18 protein-coding genes are annotated in these 18,443 nt (G+C 66.6%); 6 read left to right on the plus strand and 12 right to left on the minus strand.

Going from position 1 to position 18,443, the window contains the following annotated elements:
• Positions 1–220 precede the first annotated feature (220 nt).
• The 5 genes from NY08_RS08060 to NY08_RS08080 all read right to left on the minus strand — a co-directional run bounded on the left by NY08_RS08060 (position 221) and on the right by NY08_RS08080 (position 6,321).
• The gene (locus NY08_RS08060; protein ID WP_032398289.1) at positions 221–1,738 is read right to left on the minus strand and encodes an amino acid permease; all 1,518 of its coding nucleotides are present in this window, start codon (positions 1,736–1,738) and stop codon (positions 221–223) included.
• 150 nt (positions 1,739–1,888) lie between these two features.
• Entirely contained in the window at positions 1,889–3,118 is a 1,230-nt protein-coding gene (manA, locus tag NY08_RS08065) for a mannose-6-phosphate isomerase, class I (protein WP_082073723.1), read from the minus strand.
• On the minus strand, positions 3,118–4,260 hold the full coding sequence (locus tag NY08_RS08070; RefSeq protein WP_032397659.1) for a hypothetical protein: 1,143 nt from the start codon (positions 4,258–4,260) through the stop codon (positions 3,118–3,120). Before NY08_RS08070 ends, manA begins: the two co-directional genes overlap by 1 nt.
• A gap of 71 nt (positions 4,261–4,331) precedes the next feature.
• Positions 4,332–5,714 (minus strand): phosphomannomutase/phosphoglucomutase, encoded by a 1,383-nt coding sequence (locus NY08_RS08075; RefSeq protein WP_045199987.1) that lies wholly within the window; start codon positions 5,712–5,714, stop codon positions 4,332–4,334.
• Between the two features lie 196 nt (positions 5,715–5,910).
• Positions 5,911–6,321, minus strand: a complete 411-nt coding sequence (locus NY08_RS08080; RefSeq protein WP_176459173.1) for a DUF3499 domain-containing protein — start codon at positions 6,319–6,321, stop codon at positions 5,911–5,913.
• A 72-nt stretch (positions 6,322–6,393) separates the two neighbouring features.
• On the opposite strand from NY08_RS08080, the gene NY08_RS08085 reads away from it, so the two are divergent.
• Positions 6,394–6,873 carry a metallopeptidase family protein gene (locus NY08_RS08085; protein WP_032397658.1) on the plus strand — a complete coding sequence of 160 codons (480 nt, stop codon included), beginning with the start codon at positions 6,394–6,396 and terminating at the stop codon, positions 6,871–6,873.
• Between the two features lie 30 nt (positions 6,874–6,903).
• Here NY08_RS08085 and NY08_RS08090 read toward each other — a convergent pair whose 3' ends face one another.
• A complete protein-coding gene (locus NY08_RS08090; RefSeq protein ID WP_027496498.1) occupies positions 6,904–7,137 on the minus strand; it encodes a WhiB family transcriptional regulator in 234 nt (77 codons plus the stop codon).
• Positions 7,138–7,844: 707 nt separating this feature from the next.
• Between NY08_RS08090 and cofD the strand changes: the two genes are divergently transcribed.
• The 3 genes from cofD (at position 7,845) to NY08_RS08105 (ending at position 10,756) form a co-directional block, all read left to right on the plus strand.
• A complete protein-coding gene (gene cofD, locus NY08_RS08095) occupies positions 7,845–8,819 on the plus strand; it encodes a 2-phospho-L-lactate transferase (protein ID WP_032397657.1) in 975 nt (324 codons plus the stop codon).
• Positions 8,816–10,186 carry a coenzyme F420-0:L-glutamate ligase gene (locus NY08_RS08100; protein WP_045195775.1) on the plus strand — a complete coding sequence of 457 codons (1,371 nt, stop codon included), beginning with the start codon at positions 8,816–8,818 and terminating at the stop codon, positions 10,184–10,186. The genes cofD and NY08_RS08100 overlap by 4 nt, the downstream gene beginning before the upstream one ends.
• 108 nt (positions 10,187–10,294) lie before the next feature.
• Positions 10,295–10,756 (plus strand): NUDIX hydrolase, encoded by a 462-nt coding sequence (locus NY08_RS08105; protein WP_082074002.1) that lies wholly within the window; start codon positions 10,295–10,297, stop codon positions 10,754–10,756.
• 13 nt (positions 10,757–10,769) lie between these two features.
• On the opposite strand, the gene NY08_RS08110 is transcribed toward NY08_RS08105, so the two are convergent.
• The 3 genes from NY08_RS08110 to rfbD are packed head-to-tail and all read right to left on the minus strand — an operon-like array spanning position 10,770 to position 13,654.
• Complete coding sequence (locus NY08_RS08110) at positions 10,770–11,864, minus strand: sugar phosphate nucleotidyltransferase (RefSeq protein ID WP_032397655.1); 1,095 nt, start codon at positions 11,862–11,864, stop codon at positions 10,770–10,772.
• Positions 11,854–12,765, minus strand: a complete 912-nt coding sequence (locus tag NY08_RS08115) for a glycosyltransferase family 2 protein (protein ID WP_045195776.1) — start codon at positions 12,763–12,765, stop codon at positions 11,854–11,856. Before NY08_RS08115 ends, NY08_RS08110 begins: the two co-directional genes overlap by 11 nt.
• A 34-nt stretch (positions 12,766–12,799) precedes the next feature.
• Entirely contained in the window at positions 12,800–13,654 is an 855-nt protein-coding gene (gene rfbD, locus NY08_RS08120) for a dTDP-4-dehydrorhamnose reductase (RefSeq protein WP_045195777.1), read from the minus strand.
• Positions 13,655–14,096: 442 nt separating this feature from the next.
• Between rfbD and NY08_RS08125 the strand changes: the two genes are divergently transcribed.
• The gene (locus tag NY08_RS08125; RefSeq protein WP_045199992.1) at positions 14,097–15,521 is read left to right on the plus strand and encodes an LCP family protein; all 1,425 of its coding nucleotides are present in this window, start codon (positions 14,097–14,099) and stop codon (positions 15,519–15,521) included.
• A gap of 59 nt (positions 15,522–15,580) precedes the next feature.
• Positions 15,581–16,306, plus strand: a complete 726-nt coding sequence (locus NY08_RS08130; RefSeq protein ID WP_032397652.1) for a TIGR03089 family protein — start codon at positions 15,581–15,583, stop codon at positions 16,304–16,306.
• On the opposite strand, the gene NY08_RS08135 is transcribed toward NY08_RS08130, so the two are convergent.
• Genes NY08_RS08135 through NY08_RS08145 form a run of 3 tightly spaced genes read right to left on the minus strand, consistent with a single transcriptional unit; the run spans position 16,294 to position 18,432 of the window.
• A complete protein-coding gene (locus tag NY08_RS08135) occupies positions 16,294–16,683 on the minus strand; it encodes a hypothetical protein (RefSeq protein ID WP_442970811.1) in 390 nt (129 codons plus the stop codon). The two genes, NY08_RS08130 and NY08_RS08135, sit on opposite strands and share 13 nt — an antisense overlap.
• The gene (gene purE, locus NY08_RS08140) at positions 16,680–17,186 is read right to left on the minus strand and encodes a 5-(carboxyamino)imidazole ribonucleotide mutase (RefSeq protein ID WP_045195778.1); all 507 of its coding nucleotides are present in this window, start codon (positions 17,184–17,186) and stop codon (positions 16,680–16,682) included. The genes NY08_RS08135 and purE overlap by 4 nt, the downstream gene beginning before the upstream one ends.
• The gene (locus tag NY08_RS08145; RefSeq protein ID WP_045195779.1) at positions 17,179–18,432 is read right to left on the minus strand and encodes a 5-(carboxyamino)imidazole ribonucleotide synthase; all 1,254 of its coding nucleotides are present in this window, start codon (positions 18,430–18,432) and stop codon (positions 17,179–17,181) included. Before NY08_RS08145 ends, purE begins: the two co-directional genes overlap by 8 nt.
• Positions 18,433–18,443: the final 11 nt, after the last annotated feature.

Genomic DNA, 18,443 nt, shown 5'->3' on the forward strand with positions numbered 1-18,443 from the left:
GCCTTCGAATCCCGCCCCCCGAAAGCGACACCCGAATCCTCCGTAGAAGTGATTCGGCCGTCCACACTCACTGTTGCAACACCCTCTCATCGAACTTTTTGAGTCCTCCAAGTCTGTTTTCGAGGGTATAACATTCCCGCGGTCTGATGTGACGCTATCTAAACTCGCCGCACAATCGCTGGTCAGCGGTCATGAACGCCCAGCGCTGTCACTGCACGGGTCAGCGCTCGGGCTTCTCGGTCCTGGACTTGCCTGCTTCTCGCAGCCCCATCACCGAGTGACGCCTGCCGTACAGGACGTAGATCACGACGCCTGCGGCCATCCAGACCAGGAACCGCAACCACGTCTCCACCGACAGGTTGAGCATCAGCCACAAGCAGGCCAGGACGGCGAGAATCGGCACCAAGGGAACCCACGGCACCCGGAAGCCACGCTCGAGGTCGGGTCGAGTCCGGCGCAGAACCAGCACACCCGCAGACACCAACACGAACGCGAACAGCGTGCCGATGTTCACCATCTCCTCCAGCGTTCCCAGCGGAACGAAGGCAGCGAGGAGACCGACGATGACACCCACCAGAATCGTCGTCCGAACCGGCGTGCCCTTGCTTCCGGTGTGTGCCAGTCCCCGCGGCACCAGTCCGTCGCGCGACATCGCGAAGAGCACTCGGGTCTGCCCCAACATCAACACCATCACCACGGTCGTCAGACCGGCGAGGGCACCGAACGAGATGATGTTCTTGGCCCAGGTCAACCCGTTCAGCTCGAACGCCGTCGCCAGCGTGGAGCTGTCGCCGGCCAGATCGGTGTACTTGACCATTCCGGTCAGCACCAACGTGACGGCCACGTAGAGCACGGTCACGATCGCGAGCGATCCGAGAATCCCGCGCGGCAGTGCCTTCTGGGGTTCCCTGGTCTCCTCCGCGGTCGTGGCGACCACGTCGAAACCGATGAACGCGAAGAACACCAGTGACGCCGCAGCCAACAGTCCGTACCAACCGAAGGTGCTGCCGCCGGCACCGGTGACGAACGAGAACAGCGACTGGTGCAGCCCCTCGCCGGTCGACGCAGGCTCCGACGGCGGAATGTAGGGATCGTAGTTGGCGACCTTGATGTAGAACGCGCCGACGACCACGACGAAGAGAACGACGATGACCTTCACCGCGGTGATCACCAGCGACACCCGTGAGGACAACTTGGTACCCGACGCGATCAGCACCGTCAGGACCACCACGATCAGCAGTGCGCCCCAGTCGAAATTCAGAGAACCGATCTCGAGCACCGGAGCGGACGTACCGAGCAGATCGCCCAGATAGAGCGACCATGCCTTCGCCACCACGGCGGCTGCGAGGCCGAACTCGAGGATCAGATCCCATCCGATGATCCATGCGATGAACTCGCCGAACGCCGCGTACGAGAACGTGTACGCACTTCCCGCTACGGGCACCGTCGACGCGAACTCCGCGTAGCACAGCGCCGCGAGGCCACAGGCGATCGCCGCGAGCACGAAGGCCAACGACACAGCCGGTCCCGCAACGTTTCCTGCGGTCCGCGCGGTCAGGGTGAAGATGCCGGCACCGACGGCGACGGCGACGCCGAACACGGTCAGATCCCAGGATCCGAGTTCTTTCCGGAGTTTCGTGTCCGGCTCGTCGGTGTCCTCGATCGACTGCTCGATCGATTTGGTCCGGAACCAACCCGTCGTACGTGGGGTCTTCGCGGGCCGGTCTGCTCTGGTCATCGGGTCTCCGTATCGCCACTTCACATCTACCGACGGATCACCGAACTCATCCGTCACTTCGATTCACTGTGGCATCAGACTATTGCCTACGGGCACGCCATCGGACCGATCTCACGGTTCGAATCGGCAGACGCTCCGTGAACGCGCGATCTACAGGCGGCCAACGGAGGCCACGAACACCTCGGCCTCGCCCGAATCGGCGGTCACGGTGACGGATTCGTCTGCAGCGGGTATCCATGCCGAGCTGCCCTGGGGCACCGTCAGCTCGAACTGTCGGCCCCCGGTAGCGGCGACGACGGTGCCACTCGTGCACAACAGAATTCTCGGGCCGGAGCCGGGAACGGCGACCGTCTCCCCCGCCGCAACCGCAGTCCGACTCAGCGCGAATTCCGGTGCAGGCGTCGGATACAGATAGGTCGGTCGATCGTCGACACCCGGAGTGATGGGCGAGATGTCGGCAGGCTCGAAATCGAGCACCCGCAACAGTTCCGGGACGTCGACGTGTTTGGGGGTAAGTCCGCCGCGCAGTACGTTGTCGGAGTTCGCCATGATCTCGACGCCGGTGCCGCGCAGATACGCGTGCAGATTTCCGGCGTCGAGGTACAGACCCTGGCCGGGAGTCAGATTCACCCGATTGAGCAGCAGCGCCGCGAGCACTCCGGCGTCACCGGGATACGACTCCCCGAGCTCGAGCAGAGTTCTGGCCTCGGCGGCGAATCGTCCACCGTCCGTGCGTGCGGGCCCGGAGAGATAGTCGATGCATCCTTGGGCGACGGCAGGCAACATGTCGTCGAGTGCCTGCCCGGGAAGCGTGATCCACGAGGTGAACACGGTGCGCAGCCCCGAGGCATCGGGCTGGGCGGCCAGCAGAGTTCGGTACCCGCTCAGGGCGGGGACGGCCAACGCGTCGAGCAGTTCGACGGTCTCGGTCGGACGCCGGAAGCCTGCCAACGCCTCGAATTCCGTGAGCGCGACGATCAGTTCGGGTTTGTGGTTCGGATCCCGGTAGTTGCGTACCGGAGAGTCGATCGGGACACCCGCGGCGTTCTCGCGTGCAAAGCCTTCACGTGCCTGAGCACTGCTGGGATGCGCCTGCAGAGACAAGGGCTCTTCCGCGGCTAGCAGTTTCAGCAGGTACGGCAGGCGTGACTCGTACTGCTGCGCGGAGCCACCGAGATGAGTACCCGGATCGTCGTCGATCAGCGTGAGCAGCGGGGTGCTGCCGCCCTCGTGCACCACATGCGCGGAGTCGGCCGGATGAGCGCCGAGCCAGATTTCTGCCTCGGGATGATCGGACGGCACCGGGCGTCCCTGAATTCGAGCCAGAGCGGTTCGCGAACCCCATGCGTAGGACCGAACCGCGCCTCGCAAGAGCTGCACTAGCTACCGCCCATCAACAGCAGATACGCGGCAGTGGTGTCCAACCGCGTGGCCAACACGGACATCGTGTCGAGCACCGAGAGTCTATCCGGATCCCGCACCGGTGGGGGGCCGTCGAATTCGGAACGTGCGTGCTCGCCACCGAACAGCGCCTCGCTGGAATCGGCGAGCAACATTTCCGACTCCGGTACACCTGCGATTCGTCGTTCGGTCATCGCGCGATCGACGTCCGAGGCCACCACGACGACGCGCATCGGCAGCGCAGGCGGTGGTCCGTCGAGCTGCTCGTCGTGAAAGAACGAGTCGAATGTCTGTGATGTGCCAGATGATTCGACGACGGACGCCCGAATGGACGCGGCAATGACGTCACCCAACTCCCCCGCACCGACGACGACACCCGCCACGCGCAGCAGCACCTCGCTGCCGTGCCGAGCGACCTCGACCGCAGCAGGACTGCCCCCGGTCAGCACGACGCGTCGACCGTTCAACCCACTGGCGAGGGCCTTGGCCGGATTGTGGAACATCTCGTTGGACGGGCTGTTCCTCACCGCCTCCGCGTCGAGCAGGTCTGCAAGACGAGACAAATTGGGCAGCAACGTCTTCCACGATCCGCCGGCAACCGCACCGAGTACCGCAACGAACGCCGCGAGGTAACGCATCAGCGCGTTGTGGTCGCGAACCGCGATTCGCGGCGGCAACCACATGACTCTGGCTCCCCGGACGGCACGCAGCGGCCCCTCCTCGGGGGCAACCACCACGACCTCTGCACCACGCCGGGATGCCGCGTCGACCGACTCTGCCAGTCGCGGATCCCCTGCGTCGTCGCCTGCCACCACCACCACGTCGAGTGGGCCGATCCACGGCGGGGTACCGGTGCTTCGCACGAGGGGGACGCCGAGGCGGTCACCGAGCGCAGCGACCAGCAGTGACGCTGCTCGACTGCTCCGCCCGTCGCCGGTCACGATCACCACGCTCCGGGGACGCAGATCGGCCAGCCGGGCGAGGACCGACTCGTCGACCGCGGTCGCGACGGCACGAACCTGAGCGCCCGCCAGCGCTGCGCTGCGCAGGGAGCCCTCGCGATCGGCTGCGATGAGAGCATCCGAATCGTCGAGATCGACCAGAGACGACACTGCCGTCATGGCTGCGACACCTCCCCTTACCTCACCCGCTCGAAACGTCTGCATACCCACTCACGGGCCCTCGGTAACCACTATTCCAGTCCGGCGCGAACGATGCTCAAGATCTCCGTCGAAAGTGCGTCGACTTCTTCGCGGGTCCGCGCTTCCACATTGAGTCGAAGCAGGGGTTCGGTGTTGGATGCCCGCAGGTTGAACCAGCCGCCGTCGGCCAACTCGACCGTCACGCCGTCGAGGCGGTCGATTCCGGCGGTCCGATCGGCGAACGCCGCGAGCACGGCCTCGGTCCGTTCGGCTGCGTCACCGACCGTCGAGTTGATCTCTCCCGACGCGCTGTAGGTCTCGTAGGTGGCCATCATCTCCGACAAGGGGCGATCCTGTGCACCGAAAGCCGCGAGAACGTGCAGCGCAGCGAGCATGCCCGAGTCCGCTCCCCAGAAATCACGGAAGTAGTAGTGCGCCGAGTGCTCGCCACCGAAAACGGCTCCGGTGTCGGCCATCTGCTGCTTGATGAAAGAGTGGCCGACGCGGGTGCGGACCGGCGTGCCACCGAGCTTCTCGACCAGCTCAGGTACCGCACGGGAGGTGATCAGATTGTGGATGACGACCGCGCCCGGCTCCTTGGCCAGCTCGCGCTCGGCCACCAGGCAGGTCACCGCCGACGGTGACACCGGGTCGCCCTTCTCGTCGACGACGAAGCACCGATCGGCGTCGCCGTCGAAGGCAAGGCCGATTTCGGAGCCGGTCTCGACGACGAATCGCTGCAGGTCCACCAGGTTCGCCGGGTCGAGTGGATTGGCCTCGTGATTGGGAAAGCTGCCGTCGAGTTCGAAGAACAACGGTTCGATCGTCACGGGCAGCGGCGCGAACACGGCGGGCACGGTGTGCCCGCCCATGCCGTTGCCTGCATCCACCGCGATCTTCATGGCGCGAATCCCCGACAGATCGACCAGTTCGCGCAGGAACTGCGCGTACTCGGTCAGCACGTCACGAGACGTCACGGTCCCGGCGGGGCCGTCGAACTCCGGTACCCCGTCCACCAATTCGGCCTTCACCGTGGCCAGACCGGTGTCCTGGCCCACGGGCTTCGCACCGGCGCGGCAGAGCTTGATCCCGTTGTACTTCGCCGGGTTGTGACTGGCGGTGAACATCGCTCCCGGGCATTCGAGCAGGCCGGAGGCGAAGTAGAGCTGATCGGTCGACGCCAGGCCGATGTGCACGACGTCGAGCCCCTGAGCGGTGACGCCGTCGGCGAACGCACGAGAGAGTGCGGGCGACGAATCACGCATGTCGTGCCCGATGACCACCGAACGCGCGGCCCCCGCCTCGTCACGAACCAATCGAGCGAACGACGCACCGACGTCGCGCACGAACGCCTCGTCGATCTGCTCGCCCACGACGCCTCGGACGTCGTAGGCCTTGATGACGGCGTTCACGCATTCTGCGGTTCGGGCCACGAAGATTCTCCTGGTGATCGTTGTCGACGACGCCGCACATCGGCGTCGGAAATCGAGCGTCGGTAGCGGTGCGATCCACACCAAGTATCGGCTGAACCTTGCGGTCCGTTTCTATCCTGCTCCCCGAACCTTGCCAGACGGCAGACGGACCGGCCAGTCGGACCGACGGACGCCACACTCGGTGTCCTCGGGTGGCTCAGGACGTGGGGTCGGGAAGAACTCGGAGGTGGCCGCGCCTGCCCGTTCGGACAGCCGGAGCGGATCGGCGTTCGGTCTCGGACGGCCGGGAGATCGAGCGATCGGAGCTCTCGCGATCCTCGGATCGGACGCGATCGCCGCGACCCGCTTCGCGTACGGCTTCGGCGAGGGCCGTCAGATCATCCTCGTCGGGGCTCGACGTCGAGTAGCCGCCTTCGTAGCGCACCAGTTCCCAGCCCTTGGGAGCGGTGGTGGTCGACGCGTGCACCTCGCACAGATCCCAGGAATGCGGTTCGTCGACTGTGGCCAGCGGTCCGACGACCGCGGTGGAATCGGAGTAGACGTATGTGAGCGTCGCAACGGCAGAACGGTTGCAACCAGGCCTGCAGCAGCCACGCAGTGATCTCACGAGTGCAGAGTATCCGGTGGGTGCAACCGACCGAACGACCGACACACCGGACGAGCGCGATAACCTCCCCGTATGCCTCGTTTCTCATCCGCGCGCCGGATCACTTCTCGGTCCGTGGCCCGACACGGACGCGGCATCCGCGGACCGGTTCTGCCCGAGGACATCCCGGCGCGGCGCTCACGGGCGGAGAAGTTCGACCGGCTGGTGCTCGAGGCGTTCGCGCGGATCGATCATCGGTGGCACGAGAAGCTCTCGAAGCTCGACATCGCTGTGGACGAGGTACCCAAGATCAGGGCGTTGGATCCGGAATCGGTGACGTGGCCACCCGAGGTGGTGGCGGAGGGTCCGGTACCGCTCTCACGCCTGGTACCCGCCGGCATCGACAAGCGCGGGGAGACGACACGCGCCAGAGTGGTGCTGTTTCGGCGGCCGTTGGAACGACGCGCCAAGCATCCGGAGGATTTGGAGGATCTGTTGTTCGAGGTTCTGGTCGAGCAGGTGGCCACGTATCTCGGCATCGACCCGGACGAGGTCGACCCGGCCGGGGAGTGATCGACCCGTCGGGAGACCGAACCGAACTGCTCAGCCGATTCCGCGCTTGAGCCTGCGACGCTCCCGCTCGGACAGCCCGCCCCAGATGCCGAACCGCTCGTCGTTGGCGAGCGCGTACTCGAGGCACTCGTCCTTGACCTCGCAGCCGAGGCAGATGCGCTTCGCCTCGCGGGTGGATCCGCCCTTCTCCGGGAAGAAGGCCTCGGGGTCGGTCTGCGCACACAGGGCGCGTTCCTGCCACTGGTCCTCGATTTCCTCGAACATCTCGTCGAAACCCGCGACGAGACTGAGGAACGGCTTGGCCGGTGGAACCGACTCGGCGACGAACGGCATCGAGTCGACGTCGGAATCCGAATCGAGTTCGGCGTCGATGACGTCGACGTCGTCGGTCTCGTCCGTCGGGACGACGTACGCAGAACCCGCATCGATCGAGACGCTGGAATCTGCGCCGATGCCGGACTCGGTTTGCGGCGCGTCGTCGACAGCGCTGAGATGTGCAGTGGGTCCGCCCCGCTGATCACGTGTCACGTGCTGGTCATACATCGCTTCCGCCTCCTCACCTGTGGTAGCGCAGATACTTTCGGTCCTCGTGTTCTCGAATACCTTGCCCCGCGCGGTCATTCGATCGAGCTGGTCCAACGTGCCGGATCCGACTCTCGACCTCTACTCGACGTCCAGTCAGGGACGAACAGGAAGGGAACGAGTGTTCGAAACCAGGTTCGCCGCAATCGAACTCGTGCTGCGAACACTGAATGACATACCTGTGATTAGACACGTCCAGGTGTGTCGCGGTCAAGCCGATCGCGCAAATCCAATACCATCACATGCCCGAAATCGGCGCTCTCCCCGAATCGAAGCCCGTCCCGTGCGTGTCGCATCGGTTCTCGCACGCGCAAACCGTCCACACGGACGTTGCGGCACGGGGTGGGCGCTCACCCCGCACCACCGCAACCCCATTAGGCTCGCGTGTTGTGAAAGTTACTGTTCTGGTCGGCGGCGTCGGTGGCGCTCGGTTTCTGCAGGGCCTGAAAACGTTGTTCGGCGACGAGCCCGAGCACGAGATCACCGCCGTGGTCAACGTCGGCGACGACGTGTGGATGCACGGACTCCGCATCTGCCCGGATCTCGACACCTGCATGTACACCCTCGGCGGCGGGATCGACACCGATCGAGGCTGGGGTCGGATCGCGGAGACCTGGAACGCTCGAGACGAGTTGGCAGCCTACGGTGCCGATCCCGACTGGTTCGGACTCGGCGACCGCGACATCGCCACGCACCTGATCCGCAGTCGTATGTTGCGCACCGGCTTTCCGCTGTCCGCCGTCACCGAGGCTCTGTGCAACCGTTGGCAACCGGGAGTCCGGCTGCTGCCCGTCACCGACGATCGCTCCGAGACCCATGTCGTCGTCACCGATCCCGACGACCCGAGCGGCGAGCAGCAGCGCGCAATTCACTTCCAGGAGTGGTGGGTTCGGTATCGCGCACAGATCCCGACCCACAGCTTCGCCAACATCGGAGCCGAACAGGCAACTCCTGCACCGGGAGTCGTCGAAGCGATCACCGAGGCCGATGCCGTCGTCCTCGCGCCGTCCAACCCGGTGGTCAGTGTCGGTGCGATCCTCGCAGTGCCGGGTATCCGCGGTGCGCTTCGCACGACGGATGCCAAAGTCGTCGGCCTGTCCCCCGTCGTCGACGGTAAGCCGTTGCGCGGCATGGCCGACGAGTGCCTGTCCGTCATCGGAGTCGAGACCACGGCGCAGGCGGTGGGCCGTCATTACGGAAGCCGGAGCGGTACCGGCATTCTCGACGCATGGCTGGTGCACACCACCGATACGGCGGTCGTCGACGGTGTGGACGTGCAGTCGGTTCCGTTGCTGATGACCGACCCCGAGACCACTGCAGTGATGGCACGCACTGCACTGCGCGCAGCCGGACTCGACCTGTGACCGACTCCCACACCACACACACCGCACCCAGTGATCACGCGCCCGGCGGGGCCATCGAAATTCTTCCGGTGACCGGGCTCCCCGAGTTCCGGCCGGGCGACGATCTCGCTGCGACCGTCGCGGACCGTGCGCCGTGGTTGCGTGACGGCGACATCCTCATCGTCACCAGCAAGATTCTCTCCAAGGTCGAGGGCCGTCTCGTACAGGCACCTCGCGATGCAGACGAGCGAGATGCCGCCCGCAGAGTCCTGGTGGAACAGGAAGCCGTACGCATCGTCGCCCGCAAGGGCCGCACCCTCATCACCGAGAATCGACTCGGCATCGTGCAGGCCGCGTCGGGAATCGACGGCTCCAACGTCGACGGCGGCGAGCTGGCGCTGCTGCCCGAGAACCCCGACGCCAGTGCCGCAGCGCTCCGCACTGCCCTCGGGGCGCTGCTGGGGGTGACGGTCGCCGTGGTCGTCACCGACACCATGGGGCGGGCGTGGCGAATCGGCCAGACCGACGCCGCCATCGGAGCGGCGGGCCTCGGCGTCGTACATGCATACGCAGGAGCCGAGGACGGCCAAGGGAACGAGCTCGTCGTCACCGAGGTCGCGATCGCCGACGAACTCGCTGCCGCAGGCGATCTGGTGAAAGGCAAGCTGGGCGGGGTTCCGATCGCCGTGGTGCGCGGACTGACTCCGGTCGACGACGGTTCCACCGCCGCAGCCCTCCTGCGCGGGGGTGAGGACGATCTGTTCTGGCTCGGCACGGCCGAGGCACTCGATCGTGGTCGACGTGAAGCCCTCCTGCTCCGACGGTCGGTGCGCTCGTTCACCGACGAACCCGTCGATCCCGACTCCGTTCGTGCTGCCGTGTCCGATGCCCTCACCGCCCCTGCTCCGCACCACACCCGTCCGGTCCGCTTCGTCTGGGTCAGGACACCCGCGCTGCGCCGCCGGCTGCTCGAGGCGATGCGAGAGCAATGGCGAGCCGACCTGACCGCAGACGGCCTGAGCGAGGAGCGAACAGCAGCACGACTGAGCCGCGGCGACATTCTGTTCGACGCTCCGGAGATCGTGATCCCGTTCTGTGTGCCAGACGGCGCACACTCGTACCCCGACGAGCGGCGACGGGCGGCGGAGGACACGATGTTCACCGTCGCCGTCGGCGCGGCCGTACAGGGTCTGCTCGTCGCTCTCGCGGTTCGTGACCTGGGCAGCTGTTGGATCGGCTCGACGATCTTCGCGGCCGACACCGTGCGCGCCGAACTCGGCCTGCGAGCGGATTGGAAAGCCATGGGAGCCATCGCGATCGGGCACTCCGCCGAGCCGCTGACCGTGCGGGAGCCAGTGGTGCCCGGCTCCTCGCTGCTGGAGGTCTGAAGCGTGTCGGCGGCGACGCCGCGTCGTTCGACGCTGTGGAACTCGGTCGGCACGGCCCTGCACGGCTGGGCACCCTCCGACTCGGGAGACGAATCGCTCCGGCACACCATGCTGGCGTTTCTCGACAGCAATCCCGACGCCTGCCTGCGCGCCAACCGGGCCGGACACTTCACCGCGTCCTCGCTGGTGCTCGACGCATCGGGAGCCCATGTGCTGCTGACGCTTCATCCCAAGGTCGGTCGGTGGATTCAACTCGGTGGCCACTGCGAACCGACCGACGAGACCGTGGTCGACGCCGCGCTACGGGAGGCCACCGAGGAATCCGGGATCGCCGATCTGACCATCGATCCGATACTGCTCTCGGCGCACACCCACCCGATCACGTGCTCGCTCGGCGCACCGACGCGGCACCTCGACCTCAGATTCCTGGTCCGGGCCCCGGACGGCGCGCGAGCGGTCCGCAGCGAGGAATCGACGGATCTGCGCTGGTGGCCGGTCGATGCATTGCCCGACGACGCCGAGCGAGAGACGATCGACCACCTCGTCGCACTGGCTGCCCGCCGCCGCTGACGGCGAGCACGCCTCAGACGTCGGTGGAGAAGCGGACTCCGCCGTCGGGCAACTTGACCCCGGGCCACACGCGCGCGCCGCGGAGCAACTCGCAGCGAGCACCGATGTCGGCACCGTCTCCGATGACCGCGTCGCGCACCAGTGCGCGGGGTCCGATACGGGCCCCGAAGCCGAGGATGGATCTCTCGACGACGGCCCCTGCTTCGACGATCGCACCGTCGAACACGACGGCCCCGTCGAGGCGGGCACCCGCCCCGATCTCGGCACCGCGTCCGACGACGGTTCCACCGATCAGCAAGGCACCCGGGGCCACGCCTGCACCCGGATGAACCAGTGATTCGCCGCGATCACCGTGCAGTGCAGGCGACGGCGCGATGCCGCGAACCAGATCGGCCGAGCCCTTGACGAAATCCTCCGGTGTTCCCATGTCGCGCCAGTAGGCACTGTCGACGTGCCCGTAGACCTTCTTGTCCTCGGCCAGCAAGGCGGGGAACACCTCTCGCTCCACCGAGACCGGGCGATCGGACGGAATGGACTCGATGATCTCGCGCTTGAAGACGTAGCAGCCCGCGTTGATCTGATCGGTCGGCGGATCCTGAGTCTTTTCGAGAAACGCTGTCACCCGGCCTGATTCGTCCGTCGGTACGCAACCGAACGCGCGCGGGTCACCGACGCGAACCAGATGCAACGTGACGTCCGCATCGGTGGTTCGGTGCGTATCGAGCACCGCTGTCAGATCGGTGCCGCCCAGGACGTCGCCGTTGAAGACCATGACGTTCTCGGCGCGCAGACGCGGCAGTACGTTTCTGATACCTCCACCGGTGCCCATCGGCTCGGTCTCGAAGACGTACTCGAGTTCGATGCCGAGCGAGGATCCGTCCCCGAAATGCTGCTCGAACACTTCGGCTTTGAACGATGTACCGAGAACCACGTGCTCGATGCCTGCGGCCTTGATGCGCGCCAGCAGGTGCGTGAGGAACGGCAACCCAGCGGTGGGGAGCATCGGCTTGGGTGCCGAGAGCGTCAGCGGCCGGAGCCGAGTTCCCTTGCCGCCCACCAAGATGACTGCGTCGGTACGTGCGGCACCCGATGTGGAACTATCCGACATGTCCAGCCTCTGTTCTCTCGTCCGATACTCGTCCGTCAACTGCCCGCGCCCGAAGCGCTCCGGCCACAACGATCTTCGAGCGAAGACCGAGACCTGCGCGCAGGGCCCATCGTAAGGGAGCCTGCCACGTCCGGTCGTGCCGATCGGCCTGGAAGCGGTACGCGCTGGTGTGATGTGCGGGCAACATCACTTCCGGATGCCGTCCTGCCGCATGACCTTTCGAGTGGGTCACCTCGACACCGGGGACGTAGACGTTGTGCCAGCCCGCTCTTCCGAGCCGGTCGCCGAGATCCACGTCCTCCATGTACATGAAGTAGCGCGAGTCGAATCCACCGATCGAGTCGAACGCCGAACGCCGCAGCAACAAGCACGATCCCGACAGCCACCCCACCGGACGCTCGCTGACCGTCTCGTTCTCCTGGCGATACCGCCGAGTCCACGGGTTCGTCGGCCACAGCTTGCCCAACACCGCATGGCCTGCACCGGACGTGAGATCGGGCACCGACCGTGCCGACGGGTAACGCGAGCCGTCGGGCTCACGAATGAGCGGCCCGAGGGCACCCGCCCGTGGCCAACGCGCCGCAGCGTCGAGCAGGCCGTCGAGGGATCCGGGATGCCACCGCACGTCGGGGTTGGCCACGACGACGAACTCGACGTCGGGGTCGATCTCGGCCACCGCGCGGTTGACCGCTGCGCCGTAACCGATGTTCGCTCCGGTTCGCAGCAGTTCCGCCTCCTCGAACGCGGCCTCGGCTGCCTCGGGCGTGCCGTCGACCGAGCCGTTGTCCGCCATGATCACCCGAAGGGGACGCGTCGTCGCCTCACGCAGAGACGTCAGGAACTGGTCAAGGTATTCGCCGGGTGAATAGGTCACCGTCACCACGGCCAGCTCGGAACTCACGCGGGCAAGACTAGCCCGCTCTCGCGTCCGACCCTCATGTCGACTGCGTCAAGGCGGCCGCCAACGCGTCCGACCACGGCCGCGCCGAGGTCAGACCGGCATCGACCCAAGCAGTCGGTGACAGCACCGAGTACGCGGGCCGAGGTGCCGGAACGACGTACTCGGCGCTCGAGCACGGCTGCACTCGCTCGGGATCGGCACCGATGCCCGCGAACACCGCGCGTGCGAGGTCGAACCAACTGGCCTGCCCCGCATTGGTGTAGTGCAGCGTTCGACCGCGCACAGCAGGATCGGCTTCGAGCTCGAGCAGGCCCGACGCCAGATCGAGAGCGAACGTGGGCGACCCGATCTGGTCGTCGACCACCGAGATCGTCTCGCGCTCACCTTCGAGTCGACGCATCGTGGTCACGAAATTCTTGCCGGTGTTGTCGTACACCCAGGCGGTCCGCACGATCACGGCCTCGGGCAGTTCCTCGTGCACCGCGAGCTCGCCTGCGAGCTTGGTGCGTCCGTACGCCGACTGCGGTGCGGTCTTCGCATCGACCTCGTACGGTTCTGTTGCTGTGCCGTCGAACACATAATCGGTGGAGACGTGGATCAACCGGGCCCCGACACGCCCGCAGGCGCGCGCGAGATTTCGAGGGCCGTCCGCGTTGACCGCCGATGCCCTGGCCTCGTCGGTCTCGGCGGCATCGACCGCGGTGTACGCGGCACAGTTGATCACCGTTGCCCCCGCTGTCACCGCCGCAGCAACGGCGTCGGGGTCGGTGATGTCCAGGTCGGCGGAGGAATATCCGAACACCTCGACACCGTCACCTCGTTCGGCGGCCAGAGACATCACTCGGCGGCCCAACTGGCCGTGTGCACCGGTCACCACGATCGCATTCACGGTTGCCAAGTGTGGCACGCCGCGTTCGCTTCGGCGAGGCAGCGACCGGTGCCAAGTAACCTTCGAACGGCGGGGGGAACAACGAAGTAGGCGGGTGTCTCAGACCGGCCGGAAACGAGAGAGGGTCGTCACGGTGCCACGAGATCCAGGCACGCCCGGAGGTGAGCGCACTCCCCCGCCGAGGCGGAGCGCTCCCCGGCGACCCGACGGCCCCCGAGCGCGCACCGCGGGCCGCCCCACCGATCGCGGGGACGCTGCTCACCGATACGGCGACGACGAACTCCGCGGAGAAGGCAGACGGAGAACTCGCAGCGAACGTGCGGACAGATCGCGCCGGCCGGAACGACGCAGCGCTCGCGGTGGCGTCGAGCAACCCGAATCCGACGGCAGGTCGCCTCGCGTCGGCGGTACCCGCTGGCCCGCGACGCACGTCGCGGTCGCGGTGCTCTCGATCCTGGTTCTGCTGGTGACCGGTTTCGCTTGGCGCAGTGTCGACAGCCTGCGCTCGAACATCGCCACCGCGGGTGGTCTCGGTCTCGGCGGAGCCGCCGACGGTGCCGTCGACATTCTCATGGTCGGCACGGACAGTCGTACCGACGCCCACGGCAACGCGTTGTCCCCCGCCGAACTCGCGTCTCTGAACGCAGGCGAAGAGGTGGCGTCCAACACCGACACGATCGTGCTGATCCGCGTCCCGAACGACGGTTCGTCGGCCACTGCGATCTCCATCCCGCGAGACTCGTACGTCGAGGTTCCCGGTATCGGGATGTCGAAGATCAACGCTGCGTACGGCGCGACGAAGGAGAACAAGCGGCTCGAATTGGTGGAGCAGGGTGTCACCGACGCCGATGCCGAATCACAGGCCACCGAAGCCGGGCGCGAGGCCCTCATCGACTCCGTCGCCAACCTCACCGGCATCACCGTCGATCACTATGCCGAGGTGGGTCTGCTCGGCTTCGTGCTGCTGACCGATGCCGTCGGCGGCGTCGAGGTATGCCTGAACAACCCTGTGCGGGAACCACTCTCGGGTGCGAACTTCCCGGCGGGCGAGCAGAATCTTTCCGGTTCGCAGGCTCTCAGTTTCGTCCGACAGCGGCACGATCTTCCCCGCGGAGACCTGGACCGCATCGTGCGCCAGCAGGTGTTCATGGCCTCGCTGGTGCGAAGTGTGCTCAGCGCCAAGACACTGAGCAACCCCGCGAAACTGGGCCAACTCAGCACCGCGGTTCAGCGATCGGTGACGCTCGATTCCGACTGGGACATTCTGCAGTTCGCCACCCGCCTGCAGGATCTCGCAGGCGGCAAGGTCAAGTTCGAGACGATCCCGGCAGTCGACATCAATGCGACGACCGACTACGGCGAATCGATCGTGCAGGTCGATCCGGCCGCGGTGAAGAAGTACGTCGAAGGACTGCTCGGCGACGGCAATTCGGCGGAGGCCAACGCCGAGGATTCGGACGCACCGGTTGTCGATCCGTCGACGGTGACGGTCGACGTCGCGAACGACAGCGGGATCGAGGGACTCGCCAACGGTGTCGCCGGCTCGCTGACTGCACTGGGGTACGTCGACGGCACCATCGGAAACTACGAGGGCTCGTCGATTTCCGCGAGCCGTATCCAGGCTGCCGATGTGGACAGCGATGCCGCGCGTGCCGTGTCGGCTGCCCTGGGCGATCTGCAGATCACCGCCGACGACTCGCTGCCTGCGGACACCGTGCGCGTGGTTCTCGCGAACGACTACGCGGGGCCGGGCTCGGGGCAGGCCGCGACTGCGGAAACCATTGCTCCCGAATCGGGTACGGCGGTTCCCGAGGCACCGGCGGCTCCGATCGACGCCGGTTCCACCGGTCCGATGTGCGTCAACTGATCGGTGCCGCTCGCCGAGCGTGTGAATCGGTGGCGTCGAGCGTCATCTAGGGTGCTGGGGTGGCTTCGAATCTGACTCAGACCCTGCTCGACCCGATTCTCGCCGCCGATCCGGCCGGTCCGCGCGTGACGTTCTACGACGATGCGTCCGGTGAGCGGGTCGAGGTGTCGGCGGTGACCCTCGCGAACTGGGCCGCCAAGACCGCCAACTTGTTGCGCGACGAGTTCGCCTTCGAGGTGGGTGGCAGGGTGAGTGTGCTGTTGCCCGCGCACTGGCAGACGGCTGCGGCGCTGCTGGGAGTCTGGTGGGCAGGCGGCGAGGTGGTCATCGGGGCCGACGACTCCGCGGACGTGGCGATGGTGTCGGGCGATCGGCTCGACGAGTCTCCCGAGGCGGACGAGGTGTTGGCGTTCTCGCTCGACGCGTTCGGCAAGGCGGTTCCCGATCTGCCGATCGGCATGACCGATTACGCGACGTCGGTGCGGGTGCACGGCGATCAGTTCAGGGTCGCGGGTTCCGCGAGCGCAGGCGCGGCACTGGACGGGCGTTCGGTGGACGAGGTGCTCGCTGCCGCTCGTGAGCGAGCCGACGCACGGTCATGGACGGCCTCGGACCGGATCGCCTCCAGCGCGTCCTGGAACACGGCCGACGAGCTGATCGACGGTCTGCTCTCAGTTCTCGTCGTCGGCGCGTCACTGGTTCAGGTGGCCAATCCGGACGAGACGAAGTCCCAGCGGCGCGCCGAGACCGAAAAGGTCACCGCCACCGCTGCTCAGCCGGGCTGACGGTAGCCACCGTCGGCGAGTCCGGCCTCGATCTCGTACTTGTTCGCCGGGCCCCGATTCCGCGCTTCCTCGGCGAGGTAGCGGAACGGAAAGGTGAGCCCGAAGTTCGCCCATTGGTCTGCGTGTACGGCCTCGTGCCGCAGAACCCGACGGGCAGTGTTGCCCTTCGTCAGATAGGCACCGCCGAATGTCGTTCCGCCGCGGCCGAATCCGCCGCGCAGCCCGGTGCACACGAACAGGGAGAATTCGTCGTCGAAGCGCGCCGTACCGCGCCAGAGCCGGGCATAGAGCAACGCCAGCCGTGTCACGAGCATGGACTGCCGACTACCGCGACCTGCGCGCTCGATCTGCTCGCTGCGTGACACGGCTGCGCTCACCCGAGCAGAGTGGTGCGCAGCGCTTTGTCCTTCTCCAGCACCATGGCCTCGAGCGAGGCCTGGAACGCAGCCATCCGTTCTTGCAGAGCCGGATCGGATGCACCGAGAATTCGGACCGCGAGCAGCCCTGCGTTGCGTGCACCACCGATGGAGACGGTGGCCACGGGAACACCGGCGGGCATCTGGACGATCGAGAGCAGCGAGTCCATACCGTCGAGGTACTTCAGGGGCACCGGAACGCCGATGACCGGCAGCGGCGTCGCCGACGCGACCATGCCGGGCAAGTGGGCCGCTCCCCCGGCACCGGCGATGATCACCCGGATCCCGCGGCCTGCGGCCTCGCGCGCGTAATCGAGCATGCGCTGCGGGGTGCGGTGCGCGGACACGACGCCCACCTCGAAGCGAATTCCGAACTCGGCCAGTGCTTCTGCTGCTGCTTCCATGGTGGGCCAGTCGGAGTCGCTGCCAATGATCAGGCCCACGGCAGGAGTGTTGTCAGTCATCGTGCGGGTCCCATCCGTCGGTCCATTCGGCGTGCGACATCCAGTGCGCTGCGCGTTCGGCTCGCTCGCGCACCGCGGCCACGTAGGCGGGGTCGGCCAGCGAACCCGATTGCGCGCCCAGGATGTTCACGTGGCCGATCTTGCGATCCTTGCGCTCGCCCTTGCCGTACAGATGCACCTTCGCATCGGGCATGCGGGCGAACAGGTGATGCAGCCGCTCGTCCATCGTCATCTCGGGGGCCTCGGGCGCGCCCAGAATGTTGGCCATCACCGTCACCGGAGCGAGTGGATCGGTGTCGCCGAGCGGGTAGTCGAGTACCGCGCGGAGGTGCTGCTCGAACTGCGAGGTGCGACACCCGTCCATGGTCCAGTGCCCGGAGTTGTGGGGGCGCATGGCGAGTTCGTTGACCAGGAGCTTGCCCGAGGTGGTCTCGAACAGTTCGACAGCGAGGTCTCCGACGACGCCGAGCGCACCGGCGATGTCGAGCGCGAGCCTGCCTGCGAACGTGGCCACGTCCTCGTCGAGGTCGGGAGCAGGTGCCAGCACCACGGCGCACTGGCCGTTGCGTTGCACGGTCTGCACGACGGGCCACGCGGCGCCCTGGCCGAACGGCGACCGGGCGACCATCGCCGACAGCTCGCGGCGCATGGCGACCTTCTCCTCGACCATGAGCGGTACACCCAGGTCGAGTTGGGCAGTGACGATCGCCTCGGCTTCCTCGGCGTCGGCCGGCATCCAGACGCCGCGCCCGTCGTAGCCGCCGCGAACGGCCTTGAGCACCACCGGCCACCCGTGCTCGTCTCCGAACGCAATCGCGTCCTGCGCCCACGAGACCTCGGCGTAGGCGGGACCGGGCGCGCCGAGTTCGGCGAGCTTGCGGCGCATACGAAGTTTGTCCTGGGCGAAGATCAACGCACTCGGTGGCGGCTGCACGTTGACGCCTTCCGCCACGAGAGTCTCGAGGTGCTCGGTCGGCACCTGCTCGTGGTCGAAGGTGAGAGCGTTGGAACCGGTCGCGGCCGTGCGGAGCGCATCGAGGTCGTCGTGGTGCCCGAAGACGACGACGGGGCTGACCTGAGCTGCCGGCTCGTCGGCACCCGCGGCGAGGACGCGAAGAGTCTGTCCGAGTTCGATGGCGGACTGGTGAGTCATTCGGGCGAGTTGCCCGCCGCCGATCATCGTCACCACGGGCATTCCGGTCGACGACGGGCGCGCAGCGGTGGGGCGCGGTTCGGTACCTGTCACGGCTCACCATG

The sequence above is a fragment of the Rhodococcus sp. B7740 genome (genome assembly GCF_000954115.1).
GTDB lineage: Bacteria > Actinomycetota > Actinomycetes > Mycobacteriales > Mycobacteriaceae > Rhodococcoides.